The 24,791-nt window shown below is 56.3% G+C and carries 20 protein-coding genes; 8 read left to right on the top strand and 12 right to left on the bottom strand.

The features are described 5' to 3' along the window. Positions 1-12: 12 nt before the first annotated feature. Positions 13-558, bottom strand: coding sequence for a DUF4416 family protein (locus tag M4951_RS03590; protein WP_262025116.1), 546 nt, complete (start codon positions 556-558; stop codon positions 13-15). 134 nt (positions 559-692) lie between these two features. Beyond that, a complete protein-coding gene (locus tag M4951_RS03585) occupies positions 693-2,054 on the bottom strand; it encodes a porin (RefSeq protein WP_262025115.1) in 1,362 nt (453 codons plus the stop codon). Positions 2,055-2,558: 504 nt separating this feature from the next. Between M4951_RS03585 and M4951_RS03575 the strand changes: the two genes are divergently transcribed. Next, entirely contained in the window at positions 2,559-3,584 is a 1,026-nt protein-coding gene (locus tag M4951_RS03575) for a DUF1559 domain-containing protein (protein ID WP_315985757.1), read from the top strand. A gap of 99 nt (positions 3,585-3,683) precedes the next feature. On the opposite strand, the gene proS is transcribed toward M4951_RS03575, so the two are convergent. Beyond that, on the bottom strand, positions 3,684-5,204 hold the full coding sequence (gene proS, locus M4951_RS03570) for a proline--tRNA ligase (protein ID WP_262025114.1): 1,521 nt from the start codon (positions 5,202-5,204) through the stop codon (positions 3,684-3,686). A gap of 266 nt (positions 5,205-5,470) precedes the next feature. On the opposite strand from proS, the gene M4951_RS03565 reads away from it, so the two are divergent. From M4951_RS03565 to M4951_RS03555, 3 genes are all read left to right on the top strand, one after another. Continuing rightward, positions 5,471-6,445 (top strand): 3'-5' exoribonuclease YhaM family protein, encoded by a 975-nt coding sequence (locus tag M4951_RS03565; protein ID WP_262025113.1) that lies wholly within the window; start codon positions 5,471-5,473, stop codon positions 6,443-6,445. 391 nt (positions 6,446-6,836) lie between these two features. Beyond that, a complete protein-coding gene (locus M4951_RS03560; protein ID WP_262025112.1) occupies positions 6,837-7,694 on the top strand; it encodes a UDP-2,3-diacylglucosamine diphosphatase in 858 nt (285 codons plus the stop codon). Positions 7,695-7,810: 116 nt separating this feature from the next. Then, positions 7,811-8,890: a glycosyltransferase family protein gene (locus tag M4951_RS03555; RefSeq protein ID WP_262025111.1), complete on the top strand. Its 1,080-nt coding sequence runs from the start codon at positions 7,811-7,813 to the stop codon at positions 8,888-8,890. Positions 8,891-9,470: 580 nt separating this feature from the next. On the opposite strand, the gene M4951_RS03550 is transcribed toward M4951_RS03555, so the two are convergent. The 7 genes from M4951_RS03550 to M4951_RS03520 all read right to left on the bottom strand — a co-directional run bounded on the left by M4951_RS03550 (position 9,471) and on the right by M4951_RS03520 (position 17,939). After that, the gene (locus M4951_RS03550; RefSeq protein ID WP_262025110.1) at positions 9,471-10,928 is read right to left on the bottom strand and encodes a DUF1501 domain-containing protein; all 1,458 of its coding nucleotides are present in this window, start codon (positions 10,926-10,928) and stop codon (positions 9,471-9,473) included. An 11-nt stretch (positions 10,929-10,939) separates the two neighbouring features. Then, entirely contained in the window at positions 10,940-13,171 is a 2,232-nt protein-coding gene (locus tag M4951_RS03545) for a PSD1 and planctomycete cytochrome C domain-containing protein (protein WP_262025109.1), read from the bottom strand. A 234-nt stretch (positions 13,172-13,405) separates the two neighbouring features. Beyond that, positions 13,406-15,364: a PAS domain-containing methyl-accepting chemotaxis protein gene (locus M4951_RS03540; RefSeq protein ID WP_262025108.1), complete on the bottom strand. Its 1,959-nt coding sequence runs from the start codon at positions 15,362-15,364 to the stop codon at positions 13,406-13,408. An 81-nt stretch (positions 15,365-15,445) separates the two neighbouring features. After that, the gene (locus M4951_RS03535; protein ID WP_262025107.1) at positions 15,446-16,558 is read right to left on the bottom strand and encodes a vWA domain-containing protein; all 1,113 of its coding nucleotides are present in this window, start codon (positions 16,556-16,558) and stop codon (positions 15,446-15,448) included. An 8-nt stretch (positions 16,559-16,566) separates the two neighbouring features. Then, a complete protein-coding gene (locus M4951_RS03530; protein WP_262025106.1) occupies positions 16,567-17,106 on the bottom strand; it encodes a TadE/TadG family type IV pilus assembly protein in 540 nt (179 codons plus the stop codon). Between the two features lie 8 nt (positions 17,107-17,114). Then, positions 17,115-17,513 carry a TadE/TadG family type IV pilus assembly protein gene (locus tag M4951_RS03525; protein WP_262025105.1) on the bottom strand — a complete coding sequence of 133 codons (399 nt, stop codon included), beginning with the start codon at positions 17,511-17,513 and terminating at the stop codon, positions 17,115-17,117. Positions 17,514-17,516: 3 nt separating this feature from the next. After that, positions 17,517-17,939, bottom strand: a complete 423-nt coding sequence (locus M4951_RS03520; protein WP_262025104.1) for a hypothetical protein — start codon at positions 17,937-17,939, stop codon at positions 17,517-17,519. A gap of 212 nt (positions 17,940-18,151) precedes the next feature. Between M4951_RS03520 and M4951_RS03515 the strand changes: the two genes are divergently transcribed. From M4951_RS03515 to M4951_RS03505, 3 genes are all read left to right on the top strand, one after another. After that, positions 18,152-19,357 (top strand): hypothetical protein, encoded by a 1,206-nt coding sequence (locus tag M4951_RS03515; RefSeq protein ID WP_262025103.1) that lies wholly within the window; start codon positions 18,152-18,154, stop codon positions 19,355-19,357. 72 nt (positions 19,358-19,429) lie between these two features. Continuing rightward, positions 19,430-20,536: a pyridoxal phosphate-dependent aminotransferase gene (locus tag M4951_RS03510; RefSeq protein ID WP_262025102.1), complete on the top strand. Its 1,107-nt coding sequence runs from the start codon at positions 19,430-19,432 to the stop codon at positions 20,534-20,536. 71 nt (positions 20,537-20,607) lie between these two features. Then, entirely contained in the window at positions 20,608-21,129 is a 522-nt protein-coding gene (locus M4951_RS03505) for a hypothetical protein (protein WP_262025101.1), read from the top strand. 14 nt (positions 21,130-21,143) lie between these two features. On the opposite strand, the gene M4951_RS03500 is transcribed toward M4951_RS03505, so the two are convergent. Further along, positions 21,144-21,797 carry a hypothetical protein gene (locus M4951_RS03500; RefSeq protein WP_262025100.1) on the bottom strand — a complete coding sequence of 218 codons (654 nt, stop codon included), beginning with the start codon at positions 21,795-21,797 and terminating at the stop codon, positions 21,144-21,146. 190 nt (positions 21,798-21,987) lie between these two features. After that, positions 21,988-22,680, bottom strand: a complete 693-nt coding sequence (locus M4951_RS03495) for a hypothetical protein (RefSeq protein ID WP_262025099.1) — start codon at positions 22,678-22,680, stop codon at positions 21,988-21,990. 448 nt (positions 22,681-23,128) lie between these two features. Here M4951_RS03495 and M4951_RS03490 point away from each other — a divergent pair, with 448 nt between their 5' ends. Continuing rightward, the gene (locus M4951_RS03490; RefSeq protein ID WP_262025098.1) at positions 23,129-24,736 is read left to right on the top strand and encodes a transglutaminase-like domain-containing protein; all 1,608 of its coding nucleotides are present in this window, start codon (positions 23,129-23,131) and stop codon (positions 24,734-24,736) included. The last annotated feature ends 55 nt before the right edge of the window (positions 24,737-24,791 follow it).

Raw genomic sequence — 24,791 nt, 5'->3', positions numbered from 1 at the left:
ACCTCCCCCGGCTTACGCAGGGTTTTGACGCAATTGTTTTCGCAAATAACCGCGACATTCGTCAAAAAAGGCCTGAAAATCGGCCCGCTGGTAGTCGGGATAGGTCCATGCGGCCCCGGTCCACCGTTTTTGATAGTACTGGAGCGTGATCTCGGCGAAGATGCCGTCACGCAGATAAATTCGGTGGCTCCGATCTTTGGTGGTCGCCAACACGAGTTTCGCTTCGGTGATATAGCCGGGATCTAGATTGAGCGGTCGGCTTTCGGGCCAACGAGCCAACTGTTGGCACTCGACCTCGAGCGCGTTGGACGCATGCTTCCAATCGGCGAGCGTCGAACTGTCGGCCAAATCCTCGAAAGCCCAGAAGCACTTTTTCAGCCCTGGTCCCATTTCGTCGTCGTAGTAGTCGGTTTCGACCAGGTCGAAGTAAGGGCTCTCCAGCGCGAGCGGTCCCCATTGGGAGATCAACTGAGATTTGCCCCACTCAAGCGCTTCGCCGTAGCGACTAAATGCGGCGACGATCCGCAGTACGAAGCGTGGAGGTTTGAGATCGCCCATGTCTCTCCAGCGGTAGGTTGAAAAGTGAAATTGTCTCGGCAGGTTCTTAGTCTACGCCAAGAACGAAAAAAACCGCCAGGGGGACGGCCCTGGCGGCTTTTCGATTTGTCGTATGACAAGCAAGCAACCGTCGCTTAGTACAGCAGGATCACGTCCATGCCGCCGAAGAAACCGTTGTCTTTGGCGCCGTCGTAGAACGGGGTGGCGCCGGTGTTGTTGTCAAACTTGTCCCAACGCAGTTCCGGACGAACGATCAGGTTCGCGTTCGGGGTCCAGTTGGCGCCCACGCTGAAAGCGTAGTAGCTACCGGCTCCGTTACCAACGCGGGATCCGTCTTCATCGTCGAACCATTCAACACGGGTACCGACCTTCCAGCACTCGTTGATTTCTTTGAACAAGTATTGGTTGATACCGTACCAGTAGGCGTTGTCGGCAGGAGCGCCGGCATCGTCGAACAGGTTGTACTGAACGCCCAAGTCGTGTTGGAACACATAGTTCCAGCCGCAACCCAGATCGTAGTCAAACACAAAGCTGTTCATGTACGAGTCGCCGCCGTTCTTACCGAACGAACCGCCAACGCACTGCCAAGTCAAAGTCGCCTTGTCGCTCAGCGTGGCGCTGGCTCCGCCCAGGAACATCGATCCAGCTTCATAGAAGTCGAAACCGGTGTCCCAAGCCGCAACCCAACCGCCGTTCAGCGTCAAGTTCTCAATACCGCTGTAGGTGGCCATGGCGCCGGTGTGAGTAAACGGTTCGCCATAGTTCATCGTGTAAGCGTGCGAATAGAAGAAGTTGTCAGGAGCGGTAACGACTTCGTAACCAATCGTGGTGTAGAAGTGACCGACTTTGACTTCCCAATCGCCCCAAGCAGCGGTTCCGTACAACTGCGGAATGGCCGAGCCGTACAGATCCGTTCCGCTGCCGAGATCCTTCGCCGTGTCCCAACCATTGTCCCAAGCATCACGTTCGCCGTGACCGAACGATTGGGTGTCCGGGCCATCGGCGCCCCAGACGAAGTCAGCACGGTAACCAAGGTCAAAGCAGTAGGTTTCGGCGTCCGCGAGTTTCTCCGCGTAAATCCAAACCTGATCGACCGTCGGCGTGTTGGAGATGCCGCGGAAGGCGACCGGGTCATTACCGGTGTTCGACCGCACGCCGCCGGCATTGGCGTAAAAGCCGCCGGAAACCCATCCACCAATCGTCACGCCACAATCATTTTCGCCAAACAGCGACCATTGGTCACCATGGCCGCAGCACGGGAACCAATCGATACCACAGCAGCTGCTCTGACAACCACATGAGTTGCAAGAGTCACATCCACCGCATGAATCGCAGGCCGTATCCGTGGCACAACCGCAATCGCTGACGGTGACCTGTTCGCCGACGTAGCTCACTTTGCCGGCATTGTAATAGCCAGGTTGTTGAGCAACGGCAAACGTGGTCGATCCGACCAGCATGCCGACGGCGAGCATCGCCGTCTTCCAATCCGTTTTCATCTGAACTCCCTCCAAATCCCAGGATTTACTTATTCGACGCAGGGAATCGCCTCCGCGAAACCATTGAGGCTGCTTCAGCTTGAACGCCACGTCACCGATTCTCCGCTTCGGTAACGCCGCCGTTGGCATTCCGCCTCGAGCGCAGCCATTCGCACCTGATGCAGGTTTAATGGGTTTATCGAGATCAACCGCCACAGAATCTAAGGAAGTAGTTGGCGCTAGAACTCCTCCGCCTAACCCAAAGACTCGCCGCATCTTTCCCAGTCACGCATATTCCACGCAAAACTGTCATAAACGGACTTAAATCCACCACTACAGGGGAGAGGAATCAGCAACAGGGCGGGTTTCATGTATTAGGGGGGGGATATCTCACCATGCGGAAAACGCTCACTGGCAATTCTCTTGTGGCGTGCGAATAATTGGGGCACAATGAAAAGTACAGGGACCAGCTCCTCTTCCACTCCTCATCCGATGTTCACTAGATTTCTCGGAAGGCTCCTATTTATGAAGCGCCACGCCCCAGGTAACCGCCTGCGCGCCGGTTTTACCCTCGTTGAACTCCTGGTCGTGATCGCGATCATCGGCATCCTGGTCGGCTTAACGCTTCCCGCGGTGCAGCAAGCTCGCGAAGCGGCCCGTCGCGCCCAATGCACGAATAATCTGAAACAGATCGGCTTGGCGCTAATCAATTACGATTCGACGCACAAGACGCTGCCGATGGCCTCCACGATTTCGGACGCATCGGGACCTCATCACTTCAGTTGGATTTCACAGATACTTCCGCAGATGGAACAAACGGCCCTCTATGACCGGCTTGACTGGACGTTGCCGGCAGGCCACAGCGACAATGCTGGGTACCTGACGACGAAGGTGGAATTCCTGGTTTGTCCGTCGGATCCCAACGGCGATCCCGGGGAAGAGCTAGGGAACGTCATGTCGTCGAATTATTCCGGCGCTGAGGGGCTTTACTCAGACAATGGGGCGAACCTCTTTGGCGGCAGCACCGGCAATTCGCTTCCTACGGCTTTGAGCGGCACGAATATCGACACCGGCGGACGAATGGACTTGAACGGCATTTTTCGACCGGGCCGTGCGACAAGATTCGCGAAGATCAAAGACGGCGCTTCCAATACAATTATGGCCGCCGAAACGACGGTGGCCGGGTATGACGCCGGCGAATCACGATTCCTCGATGACTCCTATTCGCGTACGGCGTTCATTGGCGCCTACGAATCGACGAGCGGTAGCGAAGCTCTCGGCTGGGACGACTATGTCGCATCAGGATCCTACGACGGGTATGTTCCAGCAAGTCCAGCGCTTCCTTCGGGCTCAAGCGCCAAATTAATTACCCCTACCTATCAGGCGCAATATGCGATCAACGCAAATGGTAATGGAGCCTCGACGCCGCACAATGTTTTGATCTCGGTCTTAGGCGATGGATCGGTGCAAACCGTACCGCTGACGGTCGATGGGGTCGTCTGGGTTCAATTGAATTGCATGGCGGACGCATCGGTCTTTGAAAAACCGTAACCAAATACAGCAACCCGCTCTCAAGAAACAAAAAGAGGCCGCGACAATTGTCGCGGCCTCTTATTTTATTTCTAAAAACATCGCCAGCGATTTCACACATCAATACGCTTTGGCGATCACCGCACGACGCTGGGCCGGCTTGCCGGTGAAGATGCATTCGCCCGGTTCGTCTTCTCCTTCGATCGGAATGCAGCGAACCGTCAGCTTTAGCTTCTTCAGCGCTTCTTCGACCGCTTTGTCATCAGCGCAGTGGCAATAAGCGAAACCGCCGTGGATCTCAGGGCGATCTTCGTTCTTCGGCGTAAAGTAGGCGACCAACTCTTCCAGCTTGTCGATCGTGCGACTGTTGTCGTCGCGCAACTTCTTCGCCCGCTCGAACAGATTGCTTTGGATCTCGTCCAGCAGCGTCGTAATCGTCGCGATAAGTTCGGCCTTGGGCGTCCCTTTTTTGTCCTTGGGGGATTGGTCGCGGCGGGCCAAAAAGACGCTGTCGCTAGCGACATCGCGCGGGCCGATCTCAGCACGCAGCGGCACCCCTTTTTTAATGTGCTGCCAGGTCTTCTCGCCGCCGCGGATATCGCGATCGTCAATCAACACGCGAACCGGCGCTCCGTGGTACTGAACCCCCTTTAGGGCCGAGTTGAGTTGATCAACGTAGGCCAGCACGGCGGCACGCTCTTCGTCATTGCGATAAATCGGCAGCAGCACGATATGTTTGGGCGCTAGACGCGGCGGCACGATCAGGCCGTCGTCGTCGCTGTGCGTCATGATCAAGCCGCCGACCAGGCGAGTCGAAACGCCCCACGAAGTGGTCCAGGCGAACTCCTCGGTCCCTTCCTGCGTTTGGAACTTGATCTCCTGCGCCTTCGAGAAGTTTTGTCCCAAAAAGTGAGAAGTCCCGGCCTGCAGCGCTTTGCGATCCTGCATCATCGATTCGATGCTCAGGGTCATCGAAGCGCCAGGAAAACGCTCCCACGAAGTCTTCTCGCCTTTAATGACCGGCATCGCCATGTAGTTTTCGGCGAAGTCGGCGTAAACCTCCAGCATTTGCCTTGTTTCAGCGATCGCCTCTTCGGCGGTCGCATGCGCCGTGTGACCTTCTTGCCACAGGAACTCGGTCGTCCGCAAAAACATGCGTGTCCGCAGTTCCCAGCGGACCACATTGGCCCATTGATTGATCAGGATCGGCAAATCGCGATACGACTGAACCCATTTGGCGTACATCGCGCCGATAATCGTTTCGCTGGTCGGACGAACAATCAGCGGTTCGTCCAACTTGCCGGCCGGCGTCAGACCGCCGTTGGGGCCCGGTTCCAACCGATGATGCGTGACGACGGCGCATTCTTTGGCGAAACCTTCTACATGCTCGGCTTCTTTTTCCAGAAAGCTCATCGGTATAAAGAGGGGGAAATAGGCATTTTCGTGCCCGGTCTCTTTGAACATGCCGTCGAGGACTGCCTGCATGTTTTCCCAAATGGACCATCCCCACGGCTTGATGACCATGCAGCCGCGAACGGGTGAAACTTCGGCCAGATCGGCCGCTTTGATCACCTGTTGATACCATTCCGGATAGTCATCGGCTCGCGTCGGGGAGATCGCGTTTTGAGGAGCCTTCGCCATGTATCTGCTTCTAACCTTGCAATTTTCTCTGATTGGTAAAGGTCGCATTCTAGGGGATATAAGTTCACGATGACAACGCGGCTTCGTTTGCGGTTCCCCCTGCGATTATGCGCTTTTCCGCTTAAATGCCACTCCTGGGCAGGGTTACGTCCTTGAAGGAATACGAGCCCCCCCCTAGAATCCTGCGGTTTTCCCGAGCGTTGTACGCCAACATGACGACGCAATGATAGAAGAGATGGCCGAACAGGCCCCAAGGAGAGTGCTAAATGGCGCGACGTGAAATCGCCAATTTGGGCGAAAATGAAACTATCGACGAGGTCTACCTCGTTTCCAATAAACAGCTTCGACCCAATCGCCAAGGCAATCTCTATCTGCAAATGCAGATCGGCGACAAGTCTGGCCAGGTCAACGGCATGATGTGGAACGCGAATGACCACGTCTATCGCAAGTTCGACGACGGCGACTACGTGCGGATTCAGGGGACGTCGCAGTTCTACAACGGCGCGATGCAAATCATCGTCAGCGGCATCGAACGGGTCGACGTCAAAGAAGTTGACGAGTCCTATTTCGTGCATCTGGGAGGCGCCGAAATCGACGGCCTCCGTGGTCAACTGGCCGAAATGCTCCGCGGCATGAAGAACCCTCACCTGCGGAATCTGGCCGAGTGCTTCCTGATTGATGAAGAATTCATGCAGCGGTTTTGCCGCGCTCCGGCTGGCGTGAAGAACCATCACGCTTACCACGGCGGACTGCTGGAACATGTCGTCAACCTGATGAAGGTAAGCCAGGCGATCGTTCCGTTCTATCCACAGATCGACGCCGACCTGCTGCTGATCGGCGCGTTTACGCATGATCTGGGAAAAATTGAAGAGCTGACCTACGACAAAGGATTCGCTTACAGCGATGAGGGTCAGTTGATTGGGCACCTGGTGATGGGCGTGGCGCTAATCGACGAGAAAGCGCACGAAGCGGAAAAGCTCGGAGGCGAACCGATGCCTTACGAACTAGTGCTGCGTGTGAAGCACATGGTGGTCAGCCATCATGGCAAGCTCGAATTTGGCAGCCCGAAAGTGCCGATGACGCTAGAAGCTCTCGCGCTCAACTACCTCGATACGCTCGATGCACACGTGATTAGTTATGGCAAGCTGATCGAAGAAGACATCAATACGGATAGCGCCTGGACGATCTTCCACGCGCCGATCGGCCGCAAGCTGTACAAAGGAGAACCGCCCCGTTCTTAGTGCAGACTTCGCCCCGGCGACGCTTTTCTTTCGGCAGGAATCGACGGCCTGTCAGAAAGTCGAAACTTCTGCGATCACGCCAAAAGAGGCTGGACGGCGATCCAGCCTCTTCTTTTATGCGCAAAGTTATCCACCGAACACCTCGCCTACGAACAATCGCAAACCACTGTCTAGTATGCGGTTACCACAATCCTGCTCTCTGAAAGCGGCGAGAGGAGAACGACTTCTTGAAGAAGTCTACAAAAACCCTTTACCAGAGATTCACCCCACGTTCACGTCGTGCACGCGGTCCGCGAGGACAATTCCATGGAGGTTGGGAAAGACACCATCCACGGTGTGCTGCTAAAACTAACCTGTCCTGAAAATAAAAAAGGCTGGGAGGGAACCCGCCGTGATTCGCGAAGCCATGAAGACGAACCGCGTCCGCACGTTATTCATCAGCGACGTTCACTTGGGTTGCCGCTATGCACGCGTCGAGCCGTTGCTCGATTTGCTCAATCGGCACAATCCCCAATACGTCTATATCGTCGGCGATTTTATCGACGGTTGGCGTTTACGGAAGCGTTGGCATTGGGAGCCGATCTACAACGCGATTTTGAGTCGTTTGTTTGAAATGTCAGAAGCCGGATCGAAGATCTGCTACGCTCCCGGCAATCACGACGACTTCTTACGCGACTTCCACTTCAATTTCGGCTTTGTCGAGATTGCCGACGAATTCATTCACAACTCTCCGCAAGGGCGCCGCTTTCTAGTGACGCACGGGGACAAGTTTGATCAGGTCGAAACGAAGGCGAAATGGCTTTCGGTCATCGGATCGTTCGCATACGACTCACTTTGCTGGTTCAATCAGCACATCAACCATTGGCTCCGCTATTTTAAAATGCGCGGTCTGCCGCTGGCCGCGATGGTGAAAAAGCGAGTCAAAGCGGCGGTTACCTTTGTCAGTGACTTTGAAACCAATTTGGTCAATCATGCCCGCAATCTGAATTGCCACGGCGTGGTTTGCGGCCACATTCATACGCCGGCGATGGATCAACGCGGCGATGTAATGTACTGCAACACCGGCGATTGGATCGAAAATGCAACCGCTTTGATAGAGTATGAAGATGGCCGCCTGGAGATCATCGACATGCAGCACGAAGTTACCCCGGTGTCGATCGAGGATTCGTCCGAGTTCGTGCTGGAGCAAGGAGAAATCTTGCGTAACATGCTGGTCGGATCAGGACAACCTGCGACCACCGGCGTCTGATTGCCCCATCGGAAGCCAGTACGCGATTGTTTACGGCCAGTTCGTCTCGACGCCTGAGCGTCTAGATCGATAGAATTATCGAGACGTATTTATTCTTTCAAGGGATGGAACAAACCGTGGCGAAGATCATCTACAGCATGTCGGGCGAGGGGCGCGGTCACGCGGCTCGCGTTCGCACGATGGTCGAACGGCTTCGACCAGAGCATGACTTGGTGCTGATGGCGCCAGATCAGGCGTATGATTTTTTGGCGCCGATCTACAACAACAACGCCGCAACGCCCAACGTCGAAGTGCGGCGCATTCCGGGGCTTCGCTTTTACTACACCCGCGGTCGGCTCGATCTGACCAAGTCGATCTACCGCGGTCTCGGCTTCATGGCGAAACTGAACGGGTTCGCTCGCGAGATGGCCAATACGCTCCGTCAGGAAGAGCCCGACCTGGTCGTTACTGACTTTGAGCCGATCCTGCCGAAAGCGGCCAGCAAAGTCGGCGTGCCGGTCGTCAGCTTAAATCACCAAGACTTTCTCCTTGCGTACGACCTCTCAACGCTGCCGCGCGGATTGCAATGGTACGCCTGGATGATGGGATTTGTCGTCCGTGCGCACCATGTCGACCATGCCGAAACGGTTGTCTCCTCGTTCTTCACTTCGCCGCTGCGTCCCGGCTGGGAAAGCGTCACCCAGGTAGGTCCGCTGCTCCGCAAAGAACTGGAGCAAGCGAAAACGAGCGAAGGAGGCTATATCCTTTCATACGTTCGCCGCTCGATGCCTCCAGAGGCGATCGAGTTGCTCAAGTCTTGCGATCGCGAAGTGCGCGTTTACGGCTTGGGCAAGCAGCCTGACCAAGGTAACCTCCGTTTCTTCGACATCAGCGAAGATGGCTTTGTTCGCGATCTGGCTGGATGCGACGCCATGGTTGGCGCCGCCGGAAATCAGTCGCTCGGCGAAGCGATCTATCTGGGCAAGCCGGTCTTAGCGCTGCCGGAAGAATCACATCACGAGCAGATGATTAACTCTCATTTCCTACGGCAGATGGGGGTCGGCGATTGGTCGACGATCGAGAGCTTCTCGAAAAAGCATTTCGCCAGCTTCCTGGAACGCTTGACGATGTTCCGCGAAAACCTGGCGACCTTCCGCGGTCGGATCAACGGCAATCCCTCAGCGCTAGCCGCGATTCAACGACATCTGCCGGCGTAAAATATTTATCGACGGCGTCGCTTTCTCTTCGTAGCTCGACGCGCCAGTATTGAGGTTGCGCTATTTGGCAATTCAGGAAGTGTTGAACATGGGTGAAGCACGATCAAACAGGGTCCGAATCTGTCGAAAATCGTCACACTAGCCCGACGCGCCAGCGAGGGAATAGAGTTGGCGATCCGAACACGGATTGAAGTGCGAACCGTATTCCCTCGCTGGCGCTGCGGGCTAGTGTTCGATGGATTCGAAATAGCGCAACTTCAAAACGCGCCAGCGAGGAAAATGCGGTCGCTGGAAAATGACGAATAGAAAACGCATTTCCCTCGCTCGCGCATTTTGAGGTTGCGCTATTTGGCAATTCAGGAAGTGTTGAACATGGGTGAAGCACGATCGAACAGGGTCCGAATCTGTCGAAAATCGTCACACTAGCCCGACGCGCCAGCGAGGGAATAGAGTTGGCGATCCGAACACGGATTGAAGTGGCGAACCGTATTCCCTCGCTGGCGCTGGCGGGCTAGTGTTCGATGGATTCGAAATAGCGCAACCTCAAAACGCGCGCGTCGGGCTACGAAGAGAAAGTGAGCTACGCCAAGATCGGGTGCAGCACTTCGCCTGCGACGTCGGTCAGACGGAAGCGGCGGCCGTTGTATTTGTAGGTCAGCTTCTCGTGATCGAGCCCTAACAAGTGCAAGATCGTCGCGTGCAAGTCGTTGACGTGCACCTTGTCGATCGCCGCTTTGTAGCCGACTTCGTCCGACTCGCCATAGCTGACTCCCCCTTGGACGCCGCCGCCGGCCATCCAGGCGCTAAAACAATGCGGGTTATGATCGCGGCCCGGCTTTTCTCCGGTCTGGGCGATCGGCAAACGGCCAAACTCGCCGCACCAGATAACCAACGTTTCGTCCAATAGTCCCCGCTGCGCCAGATCGGTCAGCAGCGCGGCGATCGGCTGATCGGTTTCGCCGGCGAACTGGCGATGATTTCCTTCGATATCGATATGGCCGTCCCAACTGCGCTGGTTTTCCATCCCGCCCGAGTAAATCTGCACGAAGCGAACGCCGCGTTCGATCATGCGGCGCGCGACCAGACACTGCTTGGCGAAGTGTCCGCACTGCTTTTCGTCGATACCGTACAGCTTGCTGATCTGCTCTGGTTCCTGCGAAATATCGATCGCTTCCGGCGCCGTCGTTTGCATGCGATAGGCGAGCTCAAAACTCTCGATTCTCGCCGCGAGTTCTCCTTCGGCCTGGCGCTGAGCGTAGTGCTGCTGATTCAGTTGCTTCAGGAGATCGAGTTGCGCTCGTTGCCCCCTGTCTGACAGCGCGTTGGGTCGCGAGAGATTGTCAATCGGCGGGCCTTGGGGACGAAGATGCGTCCCTTGATAAACGCCTGGCAAGAAAGCGGCGCCCCAGTTGGCGGCGCTACCTTTCGGCAGTCCGCGGCCCAGTGGATCGCTCATCACCACGAAGCCAGGCAAGTCGAGATTTTCGCTTCCCAAGCCGTAGGTGACCCACGAACCGACGCCGGGAAATCCCATGCGGGCCATGCCGGTGTTCATCATAAACAACGCCGGGCTATGATTGTTCGACTCGGTGAAGCCGGAGTGGATAAAGGCCATCTTGTCGACATGCTCACCCAGTTTCGGAAAGATCTCCGAAACCATCTTGCCGCACTCGCCGCGCGGCGTGAACTTGAACGGCGACGGCATCAGCTTACCGACCTGGTGCTGGAAAAACCCGGTCGTGTTCTCAAACGTGCCGTCAAACTCTTTCAACGATTTGCCGGCCCACTTGTCGAGCCCCGGCTTGTAGTCCCACGTATCGACCTGACTAGGTCCGCCGTTGACGAAGATCCAAATCACTCGCTTCGCTTTGGCCGGAAAGTGCGACTGCTTGGGCGCCAAAGGATTGAGCGCAGCGCCCTGCTCGGCCGCCAACAGACCTTCGTCTTGCAACAGCGTCGCCAAACCTAACAAACCAGCTCCACCGCCGCAGCGAGCGAGCCATTGACGACGAGTTTGCATTGTTTGGAAGTCGTACATAGGGATCGCTCTTAGTCGATGTAAATAAATTCGTTCAAACCGAACAGCGCCTGACACAAGTCGACCAGCGCCGCTTGCTGACCATTTTCCCCATCCCGCTGTGCCTGCGCCGCGATAAATTCGGAGGCGGCTTTCAGTTCTTGTTCGGTAGGATCGCGCTGCACCGCTTTCTGATAGGCGGCGGTGATCCGCTCTTCCACAGAACCGGACGGCAACGCCGCCGCAAAGCTTTCTGCGTAGCTGCGCGTATGCGGACTGTTCATGATCGACAGGGCCTGCGGCGCGGTGGTCGTTTCGCTGCGACTGCCGATGCTGACCAGATGCTCGGGCCAGTCAAACAGCATCATCGTCGGGATCAACCGGCTGCGTTTGATAAAGAAGTAGACGCTGCGGCGTTTCATCCCTTCGTCCAGCGTGCCGGGTCCGAACATCGTCGGATCGAGCTGACCCGAGACCGACAGCATCGCGTCCCGAACTCCTTCCGCTTCCAATCGACGAGGAGCATGTCGCCACAGCAAAACGTTTTGCGGATCGGCGGCCAATTGCTCTCCGTTGGCGGCGGCCGATTGCATGTAGGTTTGACTGGTCATGATCTGCTTGTGCATTCGCTTCAATTGCCAGCCGTTGTGGATCAGATCCACGGCCAACCATTCCAGCAGCGCCGGATGGCTCGGCTGATCTCCCTGCACGCCAAAGTCGCTCGGCGTGGCGACGATGCCGCGACCAAAATGATGATGCCACAGCCGATTGACGATCACGCGGGCCAATAATCCGCCTGCGCCGGCCTCGGTATCGGTCATCCAGTTGGCCAGCGCCGTGCGACGATAGCTGAGAGCCGACTCGCTGGGAATTTCTTCCGCTTCCCAATAATCGCGTGGATGGCCGTTCCGCAGCACGGCCGGAAACCCAAAGGGGGCGACTTCTCCTTTTTGGGAGACATCGCCGCGCGTCAGAAAATGGGTTGTCGTATAAAAGTGAGGGAAGCCGCGACTATCGGCCAGATGCGGAATCTTCTTGCCTCCTTCGGTGTTCACTTGCACGGTCACCGGCTTCGCTTCGGCGTCGGTCGGCACGTCAATCTCGGCCAGACTGCGCGTTGTCGTCGTAAAGGTCGACGCCATGCGGTAATAATCGGCCGACGTGATCGGATCAAACTTGTGATCGTGACAACGAGCACAGCCGATGGTCAGACCGAGAAACGCGGTGCCGGTCGTCGCGACGACATCGTCCAGTTCGTCATAGCGGGCCTGTTCAAACTCGGCTTCAGTCAATTGCGTTGGAAAAGCGCCGGCGCCGAGGAAGCCTGTCGCCATTTGGGCGAGCGGATTTTGCGGAGCGATCTCGTCACCAGCCAATTGCCAGGCGACGAATTTGTCGTAGGGGAGATCGTCGTTCAGCGCTTGGATCAAAAAGTCGCGATAGTGATAGGCGTGCGGTCGATCGGTGTCTTGCTCGTATCCAAATGACTCGGCGAACCGCGCAACATCCATCCAATGCCGCGCCCATCGCTCACCGTAATGCGGCGATGCGAGCAAGCGATCAATCAGTTTGCCATAGGCGTCAGGATCCTGGTCGGCGACAAACGCGGCGACTTCTTCCGGCGTCGGCGGCAGTCCCAGCAGATCGAAGTAGGCGCGACGAATCAACGTCCGACGATCAGCCGTTGGATTGGGCGTGATGCCATGCTCGTTCAATTTTTCTAAAACAAAACGATCGATGGGGGACTTCACCCAGTCGGAAGTGACCGCAGCGGGCGCGATCGTCGCCAAAGGCTGTAACGACCAAAAATCGCTCGCTTTGTCTTGATCGACTGCGGTTGGGTTTGCGGCGTCCACCAGCGGCTTGTCGTACGGCGCTCCCAGATCGATCCATTGGCCGATTGCGGCGATCGTTTCGTCCGACAACTTTTCGGCGCGCAGCGGCATGTGCGGCTCTTCGTCGTGACGCAGCAGCGCCAGCAAATAGCTGCTGTCGGCGTCCCCTTGTTCGACATAGCCCGAAGCGAGCAACTTCTCGCGAGTCGACAGATCAAAATCGGCTTTGACGCTTTCGCCGCCGTGACACTTCAAGCAACTCGTCGTCAGCGTTTGACCAACGCTCGATTTGAACAAATCGAGTCCTGCTTTCATCTCGGCCGCATGCTCGGGAGAGATCGGCGGCGCTTGCTCTTCGGCATGAAGATGGACAGCGCACCCAATTACAAAAATCGTCAATAAGAATTTGACGGCGAAGCGCAGAAGCATAGATAACCCTGCGATGGGAGGAAGGATTGAATGGCGGGACCGTCGATCAACTCAATCCAGTTTCGACGAAACGGGAAAGCGAGTCCAGTCATTTCTTTATCAATTTCTTCCTCGGCGCAGGAGGTGATCGATTACAAAACGCTCTATTTTCGCTTAGAAAATACCAAACGAAAAAGGGGGCCTGTATAAATACAGGCCCCCCTTGTCAATATTTCGCCTAATTTCAGTTTCGCGTTAGTTATTCGCGGTGTTGAAATTTTCGACCAGATCGCGAAGTCCGGTCGCCTGGGCGCCCAACTGTTCGCTGCTGGCGGCCAGTTCTTCACTGGCAGCCGTCGCTTGTTCGGTCACGTCGGCCACTTGTTGAATGGCGCCGTAAACCTCGTTGGCCATGTTCATCTGCTCGTCTGCGGCAGTCGCGATTTCGGTGATCTTGCTGGAGGTCGATTCGACCGCATTCACGATCTTCTGCAGCGCTCCACCAGCTTGCGAGCTCAGCTCGACGCCGTTGTTGACACGCGCCGTCGACTCTTTGATCAGTGACGAAATTTCTTTCGCCGCATCACTCGAACGTTCGGCCAATTTGCGAACTTCGTCCGCAACGACCGCAAAGCCCAAGCCATGTTCGCCGGCGCGAGCCGCTTCGATGGCCGCATTCAGAGCGAGCAGATTCGTTTGGCTGGCGATCTCCGAAATCACCTGAATGATCTCGCTGATCTGCTCCGACGAAGCCTTGATCAAGTCCATCGCTTCGCCCGACTTGGTGACCGCACAGCCCCCCTCGACGGCGATTTGATTGGTCTCGGCGGCGAGACGATTCGTTTCGGCCGATCGATCGCGGATCCCGCCGATCGACGTGATCAATTCCTGCGTCGAAGCGCTAATTTCTTCGACCGCGGCGCTTTGCGTCTGGGCGCCGTGCGCCAACGTTTGCGACGTTTCGCTGACCGAACCGGCGCTTGAAGAAAACTGATTCGCGTTTTCAATCACGTCGGTGATCAATTGCGCCATGTCATTTCGCAAGTTGACCTGGCGCGTGATGTCGGTCGCGTACTTGACCACTTTGTACGGTTTGCCGTTCAGGTCGAGAATCGGGTTGTAAGAAGCCTGAATCCAGATTTCCTTCCCTCCCTTGCCGATTCGTTTGTATTCGGCGGCGTCATATTCTCCTCGGTTCAAGCGATTCCAGAATTCCTGGTATTCGCGACTACGAGCGTAGTCTTCTTCGACGAACATCCGATGGTGCTGACCGACGATCTCTTTCGCCGAGTAACCGACAGCCCCCAGGAAGTTATCGTTGGCGCCGAGGATCGTGCCGTCCATATTGAACTCGATCACCGCTTGCGATTTGCCAATTGCGTCGATCTGCCCGGCGAAGTTGGCGCTTTCCAGCTTCTGTTTGGTAATATCACTCGCGTACTTGACTACTTTGAACGGCTTGCCGTTCAAGTCGCAAATCGGGTTGTACGAGGCCTGGATCCAGATCTCTTTGCCCCCCTTGCCGAACCGCTTATATTCGCCGGAGCTGTATTCCCCTTTGTTTAAACGATTCCAGAACTCTTGGTATTCGCGGCTGCGAGCATATTCGTCCTCGACGAACATCCGATGGTGTTGGCCTTCGATTTCGCTCAGCGAGTAGCCGACGGCTCCCAGGAAGTTGTCGTTCGCGCTGATGATCGTGCCGTCCATGTTGAACTCGATCACGGCCTGCGATTTGCCGATCGCTTCAATCTGACCCGAGAAGTCGGCGGCGCGCATCTTTCGTTCGGTAACGTCAGAGGCGTACTTAATGACCTTCACCGGGCGACCGCTGTCGTCGAAAATCGGGTTGTACGAGGCTTGAATCCAGATCTCTTTGCCCCCTTTGCCGATCCGCTTGTACTCGCCGGCGTCAAATTCACCTCGGTTGAGGCGGCTCCAGAACTCCTGGTATTCGCGACTGCGAGCATCTTCCGAGGTCACGAACATCCGATGATGTTGGCCTTGGATCTCTTCCAGCGAGTAGCCGATCGCACTGCAGAAATTGTCGTTTGCGGTGATGATCGTGCCGTCTAACTCAAACTCGATCACCGCTTGCGATTTGTCGATCGCCGCGAGTTCCGCTTTGAGCGCATTCACCTCTTGCTGAAGCAAGTCTACGCCGTTGGTTTTCTTTGTCGTTTTGGGCTGTTCCAAAATTGCTGCGCTGGCCATCCGATCGCTCCTAACCAGAAAATAATAATGTTGAAGGTGTGACTACAGTAGGCGAACTTCTCGCCAGCTTGCGAGTTGGCTCTAGTACGTCAACAGCGTTGGCGCATTTCGAGCGATCTCGCGAAAAATCTCTTCCAATTCATCGCCACCGGGGGCGTGCCAATGTTGGCCGCCGCCGATCCTCGCGACTTCTCTCATCAACGACTGATTTGCATCGTTGCTGTAGGTAATCGTATGGACGACGATATCGTCGTCCGCCGCATCGTAAGCAGCATTGGTCGGGCTGCTGCCGTAGTTGTGATTTCCATCGGTCATCACGACCATCGTCTTTGAAGCGTAAGGACGTGCGTACCTTTTGTTCTGCAACGTCGAGATCCCCTTATCCATACCGGCGGTAATATTGGTCGAACCGTCGGGATATCTTTTGGAGTAGTCGTCCAGCGCATCGTCGATTCGCGAATATTTGTCGGTCAACTGCTCATCAATCCTGGCGCTGCTGTTGTACGTCGAGAGCGAAACAAGCTCCAATTGCGGGGTCGTCCCCAGTTCGGTCAAAAATCCGTCGACCGAATCGACCAACGCCCACCAGCGAGCCCTGGACGGCACGGGATCATTACTGCGCCAACCTGATTCGTAATTGGACCGATTAATTCGAAACGTCATCGAACCGGAACGATCGACGACCAACGCGATATCGCGATCAATTTGCGACGCCGTCGCGTCGGCGACCGGTTGAAAAAACTCATGGCCAAAAATGGGGGTCAAATACAATCGAACCGCCCCATCCGGCGCTTGCTGCGTTCTGCGTCCGGTTACATGCACCGAGTTCAACAGTTTGCCGCCGCTGGAAAAGGTGAAGCGTCCGACATCGTCGGTCCGCACGGACAAGCCGATTTGCACATCACTATCCGCCAAAGTCAGCGTATTGCCGGCGACATTGTTCTTGGCGGCGTATTCAATCGCCGATTGATGGGCCAGACTCGCGTCTTGCTCCAGGCTCAAAGTTCGAGCGCCGGCACGTGCGGCAGAATCGGTCGCAATTCGCAGTTCGGTTCGCGTCAACTGCATGTACGCAACGTCGACGCAAAATGCCGCCATCCACAAGATGACCGGCAGTAGAACTGCGATCAGGATCAACACGGCGCCGCGGCGACGTGAGATGCGGCGTATTTTTCGATTCAGCGGTTTTGACATCGCCATCACTATTCAGGGTTATAACGTTCGGTAGCCAAGTGCGATTTGGCTTCGATTGCATAGCTGCTAAAATATTTCGGCACGACCCAGCTATTGCCGGCGACCGGCACGCGGACGGTCACCGTGATTGACTTGGTCTCTGGTTCCAGCACGGCGGGATTGACGTCCACTTCCACTTTTCGAGCGCCGACCGTCGCCAACAGTTGCGTCGCTTTCTCTTTCGCTTCGGATGACGTAGCGCCAGGCACCATCGCATAGCGAGCCGCCTCGTAGGCGGCGTTATCAGCCGTGTGTCGAATCATTGTTAAACGTCCAAACTCGACGCAGGCGAGAATGAACATGAACAAAATCGGCGCGGCGAAAGCGAACTCGACGATTGCGGCGCCATGACGCTGCGTGTTGCGACTACGCTTGGTGGGTCGAATTTTTCGCCCTGTCGTCGGCTGCGACTTGCGGCATTTCGGCTCACCGCTCAAGCATCGACGCAGACCTTGCTGACAACGCTCGGCCAGGCGACAAATGGCGAATTGATTTTTTTTGCATGACATGGGACGCCTCAATACTCTTTCATCATCGTGACCGATGAGGTGATTGTGGGCGGTGAAAACATCCAACCTTGCAGCGTCGAATTGCGCGCGACGGGAACGGTGATCGAGATCGTCACGTCCGCCCCCGTTTTCGCTTTCGTAAAGTTCGACGGATCGATCGTCGCACCAGAAATGCTGCGATCCGCCAAGACCGAGGACGCGGCGTTTACGGCGGCGGCGGTCGTCGAGTTCGGTTGCAACGCGGCGCGACATCCTTCGTAGGCCGCGATCGCGACCGATTGTTTCAAAAACATCATTTCGGCGCCTTGAATCGCCGCCATCAAAATCAGCACGACCACCGGCAGGCAGATCGCCAACTCGGCGACAGCCATGCCGTGACGCGTTTGATTGCAAGTTGTTCGTCGCATCGCTTAGCTCTCCCGCGGCGACTGGCCGCTTCGCATACGATCAAACAGGCGATTCAAATCGGAAGCGAAATCTTTCCAATAGTCTTTGTCGCGCAGATGAAACGGCTCCGGCACCTCTCCCTCGACCGCTTCGTTGACAACACTGCGAAACCGGACGATCGGTCCGACAAATCGATGACTAAATCGAATCAGGTCGTAGGCGAAGATCGGCAGCAAACAGAGCGCCGCCAGGATGAATGGGCCCTGATTTTGCCAAACGTTCGCAAAATGGGTCCCCCAGGGTTCAAGCGGATTTGTCAGCACCTGGACCGAGATGGCGATTAACAGACCGACGAGGAAAAATGCGGTCCAGTAAAACAGCATCCGTAGGACGATTCCCCCTTGTACCGAGGGATCGACGTATCGGGCTCCGCGACGTTGGTTCATGGATATTCTCACTATAAAATCGAGCGCGCAAGTCATGCGCCAGACCCGCAAATCTAGGTCGCGGCTGATGACGATTCGCCGAAACGCCAATTTTTGCTCGTAGAATCCCGCAAATATCGGATCTATAGAACCGGCAAACGCGTCACAACCGACAATTCCAAGACCATTTCCGTTGACCTCAAGCGCCGGATGAGAGTAGAGTTTTCGGCACGATGAACGACGAACCCAACATTCCGATCTTCCAGTGCCCTGGCCAAGCCGCCCCGATTGATCGCGCGACCCACTTGTCTCGTCTGACTCAGTTCTATCCAGGCTGTCGCAATTGTCCCCAGCGAGAGGATCAGGCCGGCCTGCCGGCGAGGATCATTCAGACCTGGAGCAAGATCCCGCCCCAACCGCCGCTCGAGCAGCGGTTTCATCACGAAGGACTATCGGCCGACTTGCCGGACCAGTTTTCGGTAGACGATGCGGCTCAGTTGGCCGCCGCTTTTTGCTTGGGGCAAAAGCTGGCCAGCGCAGCGCCGTTGCTGCTGGGAATGGCCCATTCGACGGCGATCGACCAGGCCGAAGCGATCATCGCCGTTTGGCGACGAGCGGGGATCGCCGTCGAACTGCTGGTCGACGCAACTGCCGCGCAGGTCGCTTGGACGATTGACCAACGCAAACTGGCCGGCGGAATCTTGCTAAGTTCGCCGCTGGGAGATCTTCGTCAGATCGAACTTTCGCTGTTCGGACCAGGCGGAGCGCCGATCGCCGGTGATGAACTGGAGAGGATCAAACGGCGACTTCATCCCCACGACCGGTTGCCGCCGGCCCGGCGCCAAGGTTCGCTCACCGAAATCGATATGACGTCCCCCTATCTTCAACGTTTTGCCCCGCTGCATCGTGCGCTGCGTCCCTTGCGACTGGTCGTGCAATCTCCAGCGCGCGGTTCCGTGAACCTGCTGCGGCAGTTAATCGCACTTTCGGTGTGCGAACTCATCGTCCTTCCTAACGGCGGCGATCCCAGCATTCGTCTCGCGGCGGCGATCCAACAGCATCAGGCCCATTTCGGCGTCTGGATCGACGGCAACGGCGAGACGATTGAGGTTTTTGAAGAACGAGGCTATCGCATCCTTCCGCCGCAGTTGACCAAGCTGCTGATCGACGAAGTCGCGATCTGGGAACAAGAGCCGCTGCGAATCGCTTCTCCCACGCCGCTCGATCTCCCGAGCGAAGCGACTCTGATCCGTTGCTCTGCCGGACGGGGCGAAATGGCAAGCGCGATTCGCCTGCACAACTGCCAGTTTGGGGTCGAGCCAAGCGGTCGCTATTGGTGGCGGAATCAACTGCCGGCGGCTGATGCATTGGGGGTCGTGACGCTCCTTTTAACTCGCCAAAGCCGCATGGATCGCAGCTTGTCGAGCCAGTTGATCTGAGTCATACTGCCAGTCGTTTTGTGTTCACTTCGCCGCATCGTCTGGGCGGCTTCTTTTTTTGCTTGATGACGCATGACTCACCCTTGGATCGCCGATCGTACCGCCGCTTTTGACTCCAGCGGCATTCGTAAAGTCTTTGACCTCGCGGCGAAAATGACCGACCCGATCAACCTCTCGATCGGGCAGCCGGACTTTGACGTTCCGGACGAAGTGAAAGACTCGGCGATTGCGGCGATCCGTGAAGGCAAAAACGGCTATGCGTTGACGCAAGGGATGCCGGTCCTGCAAAACAAGCTGCAAGCGTCGATTGACGCCGAATGGGGGCATCGCGATCGAACGACCTTCGTCTGTTCGGGCACCAGCGGCGGCCTGGTGCTGTCGATGTTGGCCCTGGTCAATCCCGGCGACGAAGTGATCATTTTCGACCCTTACTTTGTGATGTACGAATCGCTGGTGAAGTTGGTCGGCGGCGTGCCGGTCATCATCAACACCTATCCAGACTTCCGCATTGATCTGGAGAAAGTGGAAGCGGCGATTACCCCGCGAACCAAGCTGATCCTGCTCAACAGCCCCGCCAACCCAACCGGCGTTGTCGCGACCGAAGCCGAAGTCGCTGGGTTGGCCAAGTTGGCGGGGGCGAAGAATATCGCGCTGATCTCCGACGAGATCTATCGCACGTTCACTTATGGCGACTTCGTATCTCCCGCCAAATACAACGATCAAACGATCGTGATCGACGGCTTCTCAAAAAGCTACGGCATGACCGGTTGGCGCGTCGGCTACGTACATGGCCCATCCGCCGTGATTGAAACGATGGTCAAGCTGCAGCAATACACCTTTGTCTGCGCTCCGCAGCCGGCGCAATGGGCCAGCGCCGCGGCGCTCGATGTCGACATGAGCGAGCATGTCGCGACTTACGCGCGCAAGCGAGATTTGATGCTGGAAGGAATTGGCGATCTTTACGAAGTTTCCCAGCCCGACGGCGCCTTCTATATTTTCCCCAAAGCGCCATGGGGAACAGGCACTGAATTTGTCGCCAAAGCGATCGAAAACAACCTGCTAATCATCCCCGGCAATATTTTCAGTAAACAAGACACCCACTTCCGCATCTCCTATGCGGCGTCTGACGAAACGCTCAAGCGAGGGGTCGATACTTTGCGCAAGTTAGCCCAAGGATAATTCGATTCGCCCAACCGACGCTTAATCGCTACACTAGAGGGAGGTACTTTTTCCTCGACGGAGCGATCCGCATGAGTCTCGAATTGCGATTATCATCGCGACATTGGAGCTGCGAACCGATGGAGCGAGTCGACGCCACGACGGGTCTTCCCGTGTTAGAGCGTCCTCATCTGCCGATGACCCCTGCCGAACAAACGGCGGTCAAAGCGCTGTTAGATGAAGCGGCTGGCCAGCCGATTGAACAAGCCAAAGGTGTCGTTCACCTGAGCGACGGCGGCGATTTCCAAGTCGCCTGCGGTGGACAACAGTCGGGCTACGTGGAAGAGTTCACGCTGCACGTCGAACGTGACCTGACTCCTAACCTGACCGGTTTTATCATCAGCTTACTGGATGCCGGCAACCTGATCATAACCTCCCTGCGCGATGGTACCGCGATCAGTTTACGCGCATCGAACTTTGAAGACGCTCCCGAAACGATGCAGCCTCGGGCGATCTGTCAGAATTCGGAAGAGTTGCGAGAGATGCTGCAAAACGGGGTCCGACAGGACAAGCAAATGCAGGGTCGCGCCATCCATGGATCGCCCACCGGTTGATACGGCGCGTTCGCCTACTGAGTTGGCGGTAGCCGCAACGGCATCCGCTCTTGCGGCGGAGCGCCGCATGCGGCAAGTCGAGCGCGAATATCCTGGATCAGTCGCTGCTCCAGTTCCAGATCTCGTCCCAGCGGGATCCAACCGAGCGTCATCGTGTCTTGAATCGTTCCGTCATCTTCCGTTCGCAGCGTCCCTTCATGTCGCAACCGGTCCAGATCGGCGACGTCGGTTCGTCGCCCCCGCAGGTCTTCCAGCTCTTTGCGAACTTCGACTTCAATCAAATAGCCCCCTTGCTCCGGCATGACCCGGACGACCACCGTACGGCGAATCGTCTGCAAGGTGCTTTCTAGTTTTTCGTAGCCGCGGGTCGAGTCGGTCCTCCATGGTTCAAGCAGGGTCGAGCCGATCGTCGGGTAGGTCTCCAATCGCCCTTCGGTCAATTGTCCAGCGATCACCCGCACGCGCTGCTCATCTTTGATCTTAAAATTATCGTCAATGGAGTCGACAATTTGCTCCCACAAGACTTCGTAGTCGCCAAACTGCACAAACGCCGGATTCTCTACGATGACTGCGGGAGGTCTGCCGGCGCCAACCCAAGACGGAAGTCGCAGCGCATGGCACCCCACGGCGATCGAGAGAATCAGAAATAAGATTACCAGTCGCACCACGCCGAAAGCGCCTTTTCACGAAGTTCACCTGTCTAGGCAGCCGTCCCCGACCAGGGGGCGGAGAAGTGTCGCGAAAAGAGACGCCGGCGACAAGAGCAGCTTTTCCGAAAGGTGCTAGCACAAAAAAAGCTTTCGGCGGCGGCCGAAAGCTTTGGTCATCTGATCGACTGTGGGTCTGCGAGCTGCGTAACTAGCAGTAGTGTCCGTCCATGCCGAGTCGCATTTTCAACTCTTCAAACTGTTGTTGATACTTTTCGCTCGACGAGTGAACGTGCTCCGCTTCGGTGATGAAGCGAATTTCGTCGCTGTTGCGGACGCAGCGATCGTCCAGGATCTCGGCAAACGACGTCAGTTCGTTTCCATACACAATCAGCAGCTTGTGTTCGTCAAACTGAACTTCCAGTGGAATATTTGGATTGAGCACGGCGATTCCCGTGCAGCCGTCATTCAACAGCAAGTCTTCATATTCCCACAAAATGCTTTTCAGCACCGGCATATCAATATGTTCGCGATACAAGTCGACATGGCCAGCGCCGTCGCGGGTATGACTCGTTTCGAGCACGACATCCACTTCGCAACCAAGCGGTTCGAGCAAGTCCATAAAGACGTCGAACAAAACCGACTTGGTAGCGGCCGCCATCAGCACCGGCACGCTGGCTCGGGTCTCTTCGTCATGATAGACGTCGCGCCGGTAACCCTGGCTCGGCACGACCTTCAGATCGTACGAAGGGCGCACCGCGTCCGTCAGTTCAAAACTGTTATAGCGGTTAACGCCCAGATGGGCCTCGATCTGCTCTTCTGACAAATGCTCAAAGCTATTGCCGGTCGGAGCTGTCGCGCCGTCGTGAAAGACGTTTTTGAAAAATCGTTTTAAGAAGCCCATGTTGACCTCTACCGCCTCTTCCGGTGATCACAAGTGAGGAAACGCCGTTGCTTCAACACTTTAAAATCTGGTTGATAGGAATACCCTAGAGCGATCATTGATAACTTGCCCACTAAATCAATGAACTCAACGTCGAGGCAGTGATAACCGCACCCAACAATCCGAGCGATCGCTCTATTCGACAACGGGCTGGCCCAGGCAATTGGCGGAAAAATCGACTAGTCGCCAGCTGCAATTTGGAACGTTTCCGATGTCGTATCTGTAGAGATCATAGCACCGCGAATTGAACCTACTTGAGCCATGTTGCGAACAATTTGAAAAAGATCGCCCGCAATTGGCTGACTCCAGCGATGCGGCGGAGTTTTCCTGCAACAAGGGTGTTGAAGAGCCGCAACGCGTAGTTTGATATACTGCCGTATGTCCCGACTGTAACGAAGGAGCCGAGCCGTTGAATACGATCCTACGCCCCGTGCAAATCCTAATGATTGTCCTGCTGGTAACGGTGTTAACGACCGGCTGCACAAGGGAAGTCGCACAAACGGATCCAGCTCCGCTGGTCGAGCCGAACCAAGACCAGCAACCTCAAGAAAAGCAGCCTGTTGCGCCTGCCGACGAACAGGCGATAGAGACGTTGGAAGAACTCTGGTCGGCCATCATTCAGCAAGGCCGCAAGACCGGCAATACGCACGAAGTGGTCCGCCGCATTCAAAAACAAGATCGCGAGTTGATCGAATCGACCTCGATCGAAAAGATCGCCATGCGGCGCCAAGCACAGACGATTGAGACGAACGTCGTTAATCGCTTCCTCGAAACCCCCTCGGGGCAACTTGTTGCGTACGAAACCAAGATCAATCAGGGAGGAAGCAGTTCGTCGTTCGCCGGCCAGGTTTCCCCCGATGGCACTCAGCTGAAAATCACAACCACCGCCGCCGGACGCAGCTTTTCCGAGCAGATCCCTTGGAAACCAGAGTGGGGCGGCGTCTATGCCGCGTCTCAGCTGCTAGAGAACCCGCCGATCAAGCCGGGCCAAACGCGCGAGACGACGGCGCTGGCCCCCATGATCAATCAGGCTTGCCAGATCAAGTATGTCGCCGGCAAGCTAGAGCCGGTGAAGTTGCTCGACGGCAGCGAGGTCGAACTGCTCAGCGTCACGAACGTAATCTCCCAGAAAGGGAAGTTGCTGATGGAGATTCCGATGTGGGTCGATCTCGAAGGGCACACGGTCAAGATGGCGCCTCCGGGGCCTGGCATGGTGATCTATCGCTGCACGCAAGCTTTCGCCGAATCGCCGATTGAAGCGGTCGAGTTTGATCTTGCCGCAGAAACGATCGTGCCGATCGCCCAACCGCTGACCGGCGTTCATACGGCCAACAAATCGGCCGAGTATTTGATCACGCTGAAAAACAAGATCTCGCCCACCCTCTTTCCGACTAGCGGTAGTCAATGGACCAGCGACCTGACCGAAAAATCGCTCCATCTCCATCTGATCGCACTGCGTCCTGAGACAAAATTACCGCAGCAACTCGCCGAGCAAACTCCGCCGACCGACGCTGATCTGGCGGCGAGCAGCCTAGTGCAAGTCGATGATCCCTTGGTGCAAAAAATGGCCGCGCAGGCCAAGACGCCCAGCAGCGAGCCTTGGAAACTTGCGGTCGAACTGGAACAGCAAGTTCATCAGGCGATCCAGCAAAAAGACTTTTCGCAGGCATTCGCTTCGGCCGCCGAAGTCGCCAAATCCAAAACCGGCGACTGCACTGAACATGCGGTCTTGCTAATCGCTCTGCTACGCGCCCACAAGATTCCGGCCCGTGCGGCGGTCGGCCTGGTTTACTACAACGGTAAGTCGGGCAAAGGCTTCGCCTATCACATGTGGACCGAAGCCTGGATCGATGGTCGCTGGATCCCGATCGACGCCACCTTGGGCCGCGGAGGGATCGGAGTTGGGCATCTCAAAATCGCCGATTCTGACCTGGCTGGGGGAGGCGCACTCGCCGCATTTTTGCCGGTGACGCAAGTCATTGGGAACATTGAGATTAAGCCGCTCAGCATGGAATAGCGACCGATTTTCGACAAGAGGATGTTTCCTCGCACGAATTGCTATTAACGGCGAC

The organism is Blastopirellula sp. J2-11 (assembly GCF_024584705.1).
Lineage (GTDB): Bacteria > Planctomycetota > Planctomycetia > Pirellulales > Pirellulaceae > Blastopirellula.
The sequence above is the reverse complement of the archived record's forward strand: the minus strand, read 5'-3'. Positions and strand labels throughout refer to the sequence as shown.

Coding starts and splice junctions, on each gene's coding strand:
- M4951_RS03590 (WP_262025116.1), bottom strand. CDS start 558: ATGGGCGATCTCAAACCTCCACGCTTCGTACTGCGGATCGTCGCCGCA.
- M4951_RS03585 (WP_262025115.1), bottom strand. CDS start 2,054: ATGAAAACGGATTGGAAGACGGCGATGCTCGCCGTCGGCATGCTGGTC.
- M4951_RS03575 (WP_315985757.1), top strand. CDS start 2,559: ATGAAGCGCCACGCCCCAGGTAACCGCCTGCGCGCCGGTTTTACCCTC.
- proS (WP_262025114.1), bottom strand. CDS start 5,204: ATGGCGAAGGCTCCTCAAAACGCGATCTCCCCGACGCGAGCCGATGAC.
- M4951_RS03565 (WP_262025113.1), top strand. CDS start 5,471: ATGGCGCGACGTGAAATCGCCAATTTGGGCGAAAATGAAACTATCGAC.
- M4951_RS03550 (WP_262025110.1), bottom strand. CDS start 10,928: ATGTACGACTTCCAAACAATGCAAACTCGTCGTCAATGGCTCGCTCGC.
- M4951_RS03545 (WP_262025109.1), bottom strand. CDS start 13,171: ATGCTTCTGCGCTTCGCCGTCAAATTCTTATTGACGATTTTTGTAATT.
- M4951_RS03540 (WP_262025108.1), bottom strand. CDS start 15,364: ATGGCCAGCGCAGCAATTTTGGAACAGCCCAAAACGACAAAGAAAACC.
- M4951_RS03535 (WP_262025107.1), bottom strand. CDS start 16,558: ATGTCAAAACCGCTGAATCGAAAAATACGCCGCATCTCACGTCGCCGC.
- M4951_RS03530 (WP_262025106.1), bottom strand. CDS start 17,106: ATGTCATGCAAAAAAAATCAATTCGCCATTTGTCGCCTGGCCGAGCGT.
- M4951_RS03525 (WP_262025105.1), bottom strand. CDS start 17,513: ATGCGACGAACAACTTGCAATCAAACGCGTCACGGCATGGCTGTCGCC.
- M4951_RS03520 (WP_262025104.1), bottom strand. CDS start 17,939: ATGAACCAACGTCGCGGAGCCCGATACGTCGATCCCTCGGTACAAGGG.
- M4951_RS03515 (WP_262025103.1), top strand. CDS start 18,152: ATGAACGACGAACCCAACATTCCGATCTTCCAGTGCCCTGGCCAAGCC.
- M4951_RS03510 (WP_262025102.1), top strand. CDS start 19,430: ATGACTCACCCTTGGATCGCCGATCGTACCGCCGCTTTTGACTCCAGC.
- M4951_RS03505 (WP_262025101.1), top strand. CDS start 20,608: ATGAGTCTCGAATTGCGATTATCATCGCGACATTGGAGCTGCGAACCG.
- M4951_RS03495 (WP_262025099.1), bottom strand. CDS start 22,680: ATGGGCTTCTTAAAACGATTTTTCAAAAACGTCTTTCACGACGGCGCG.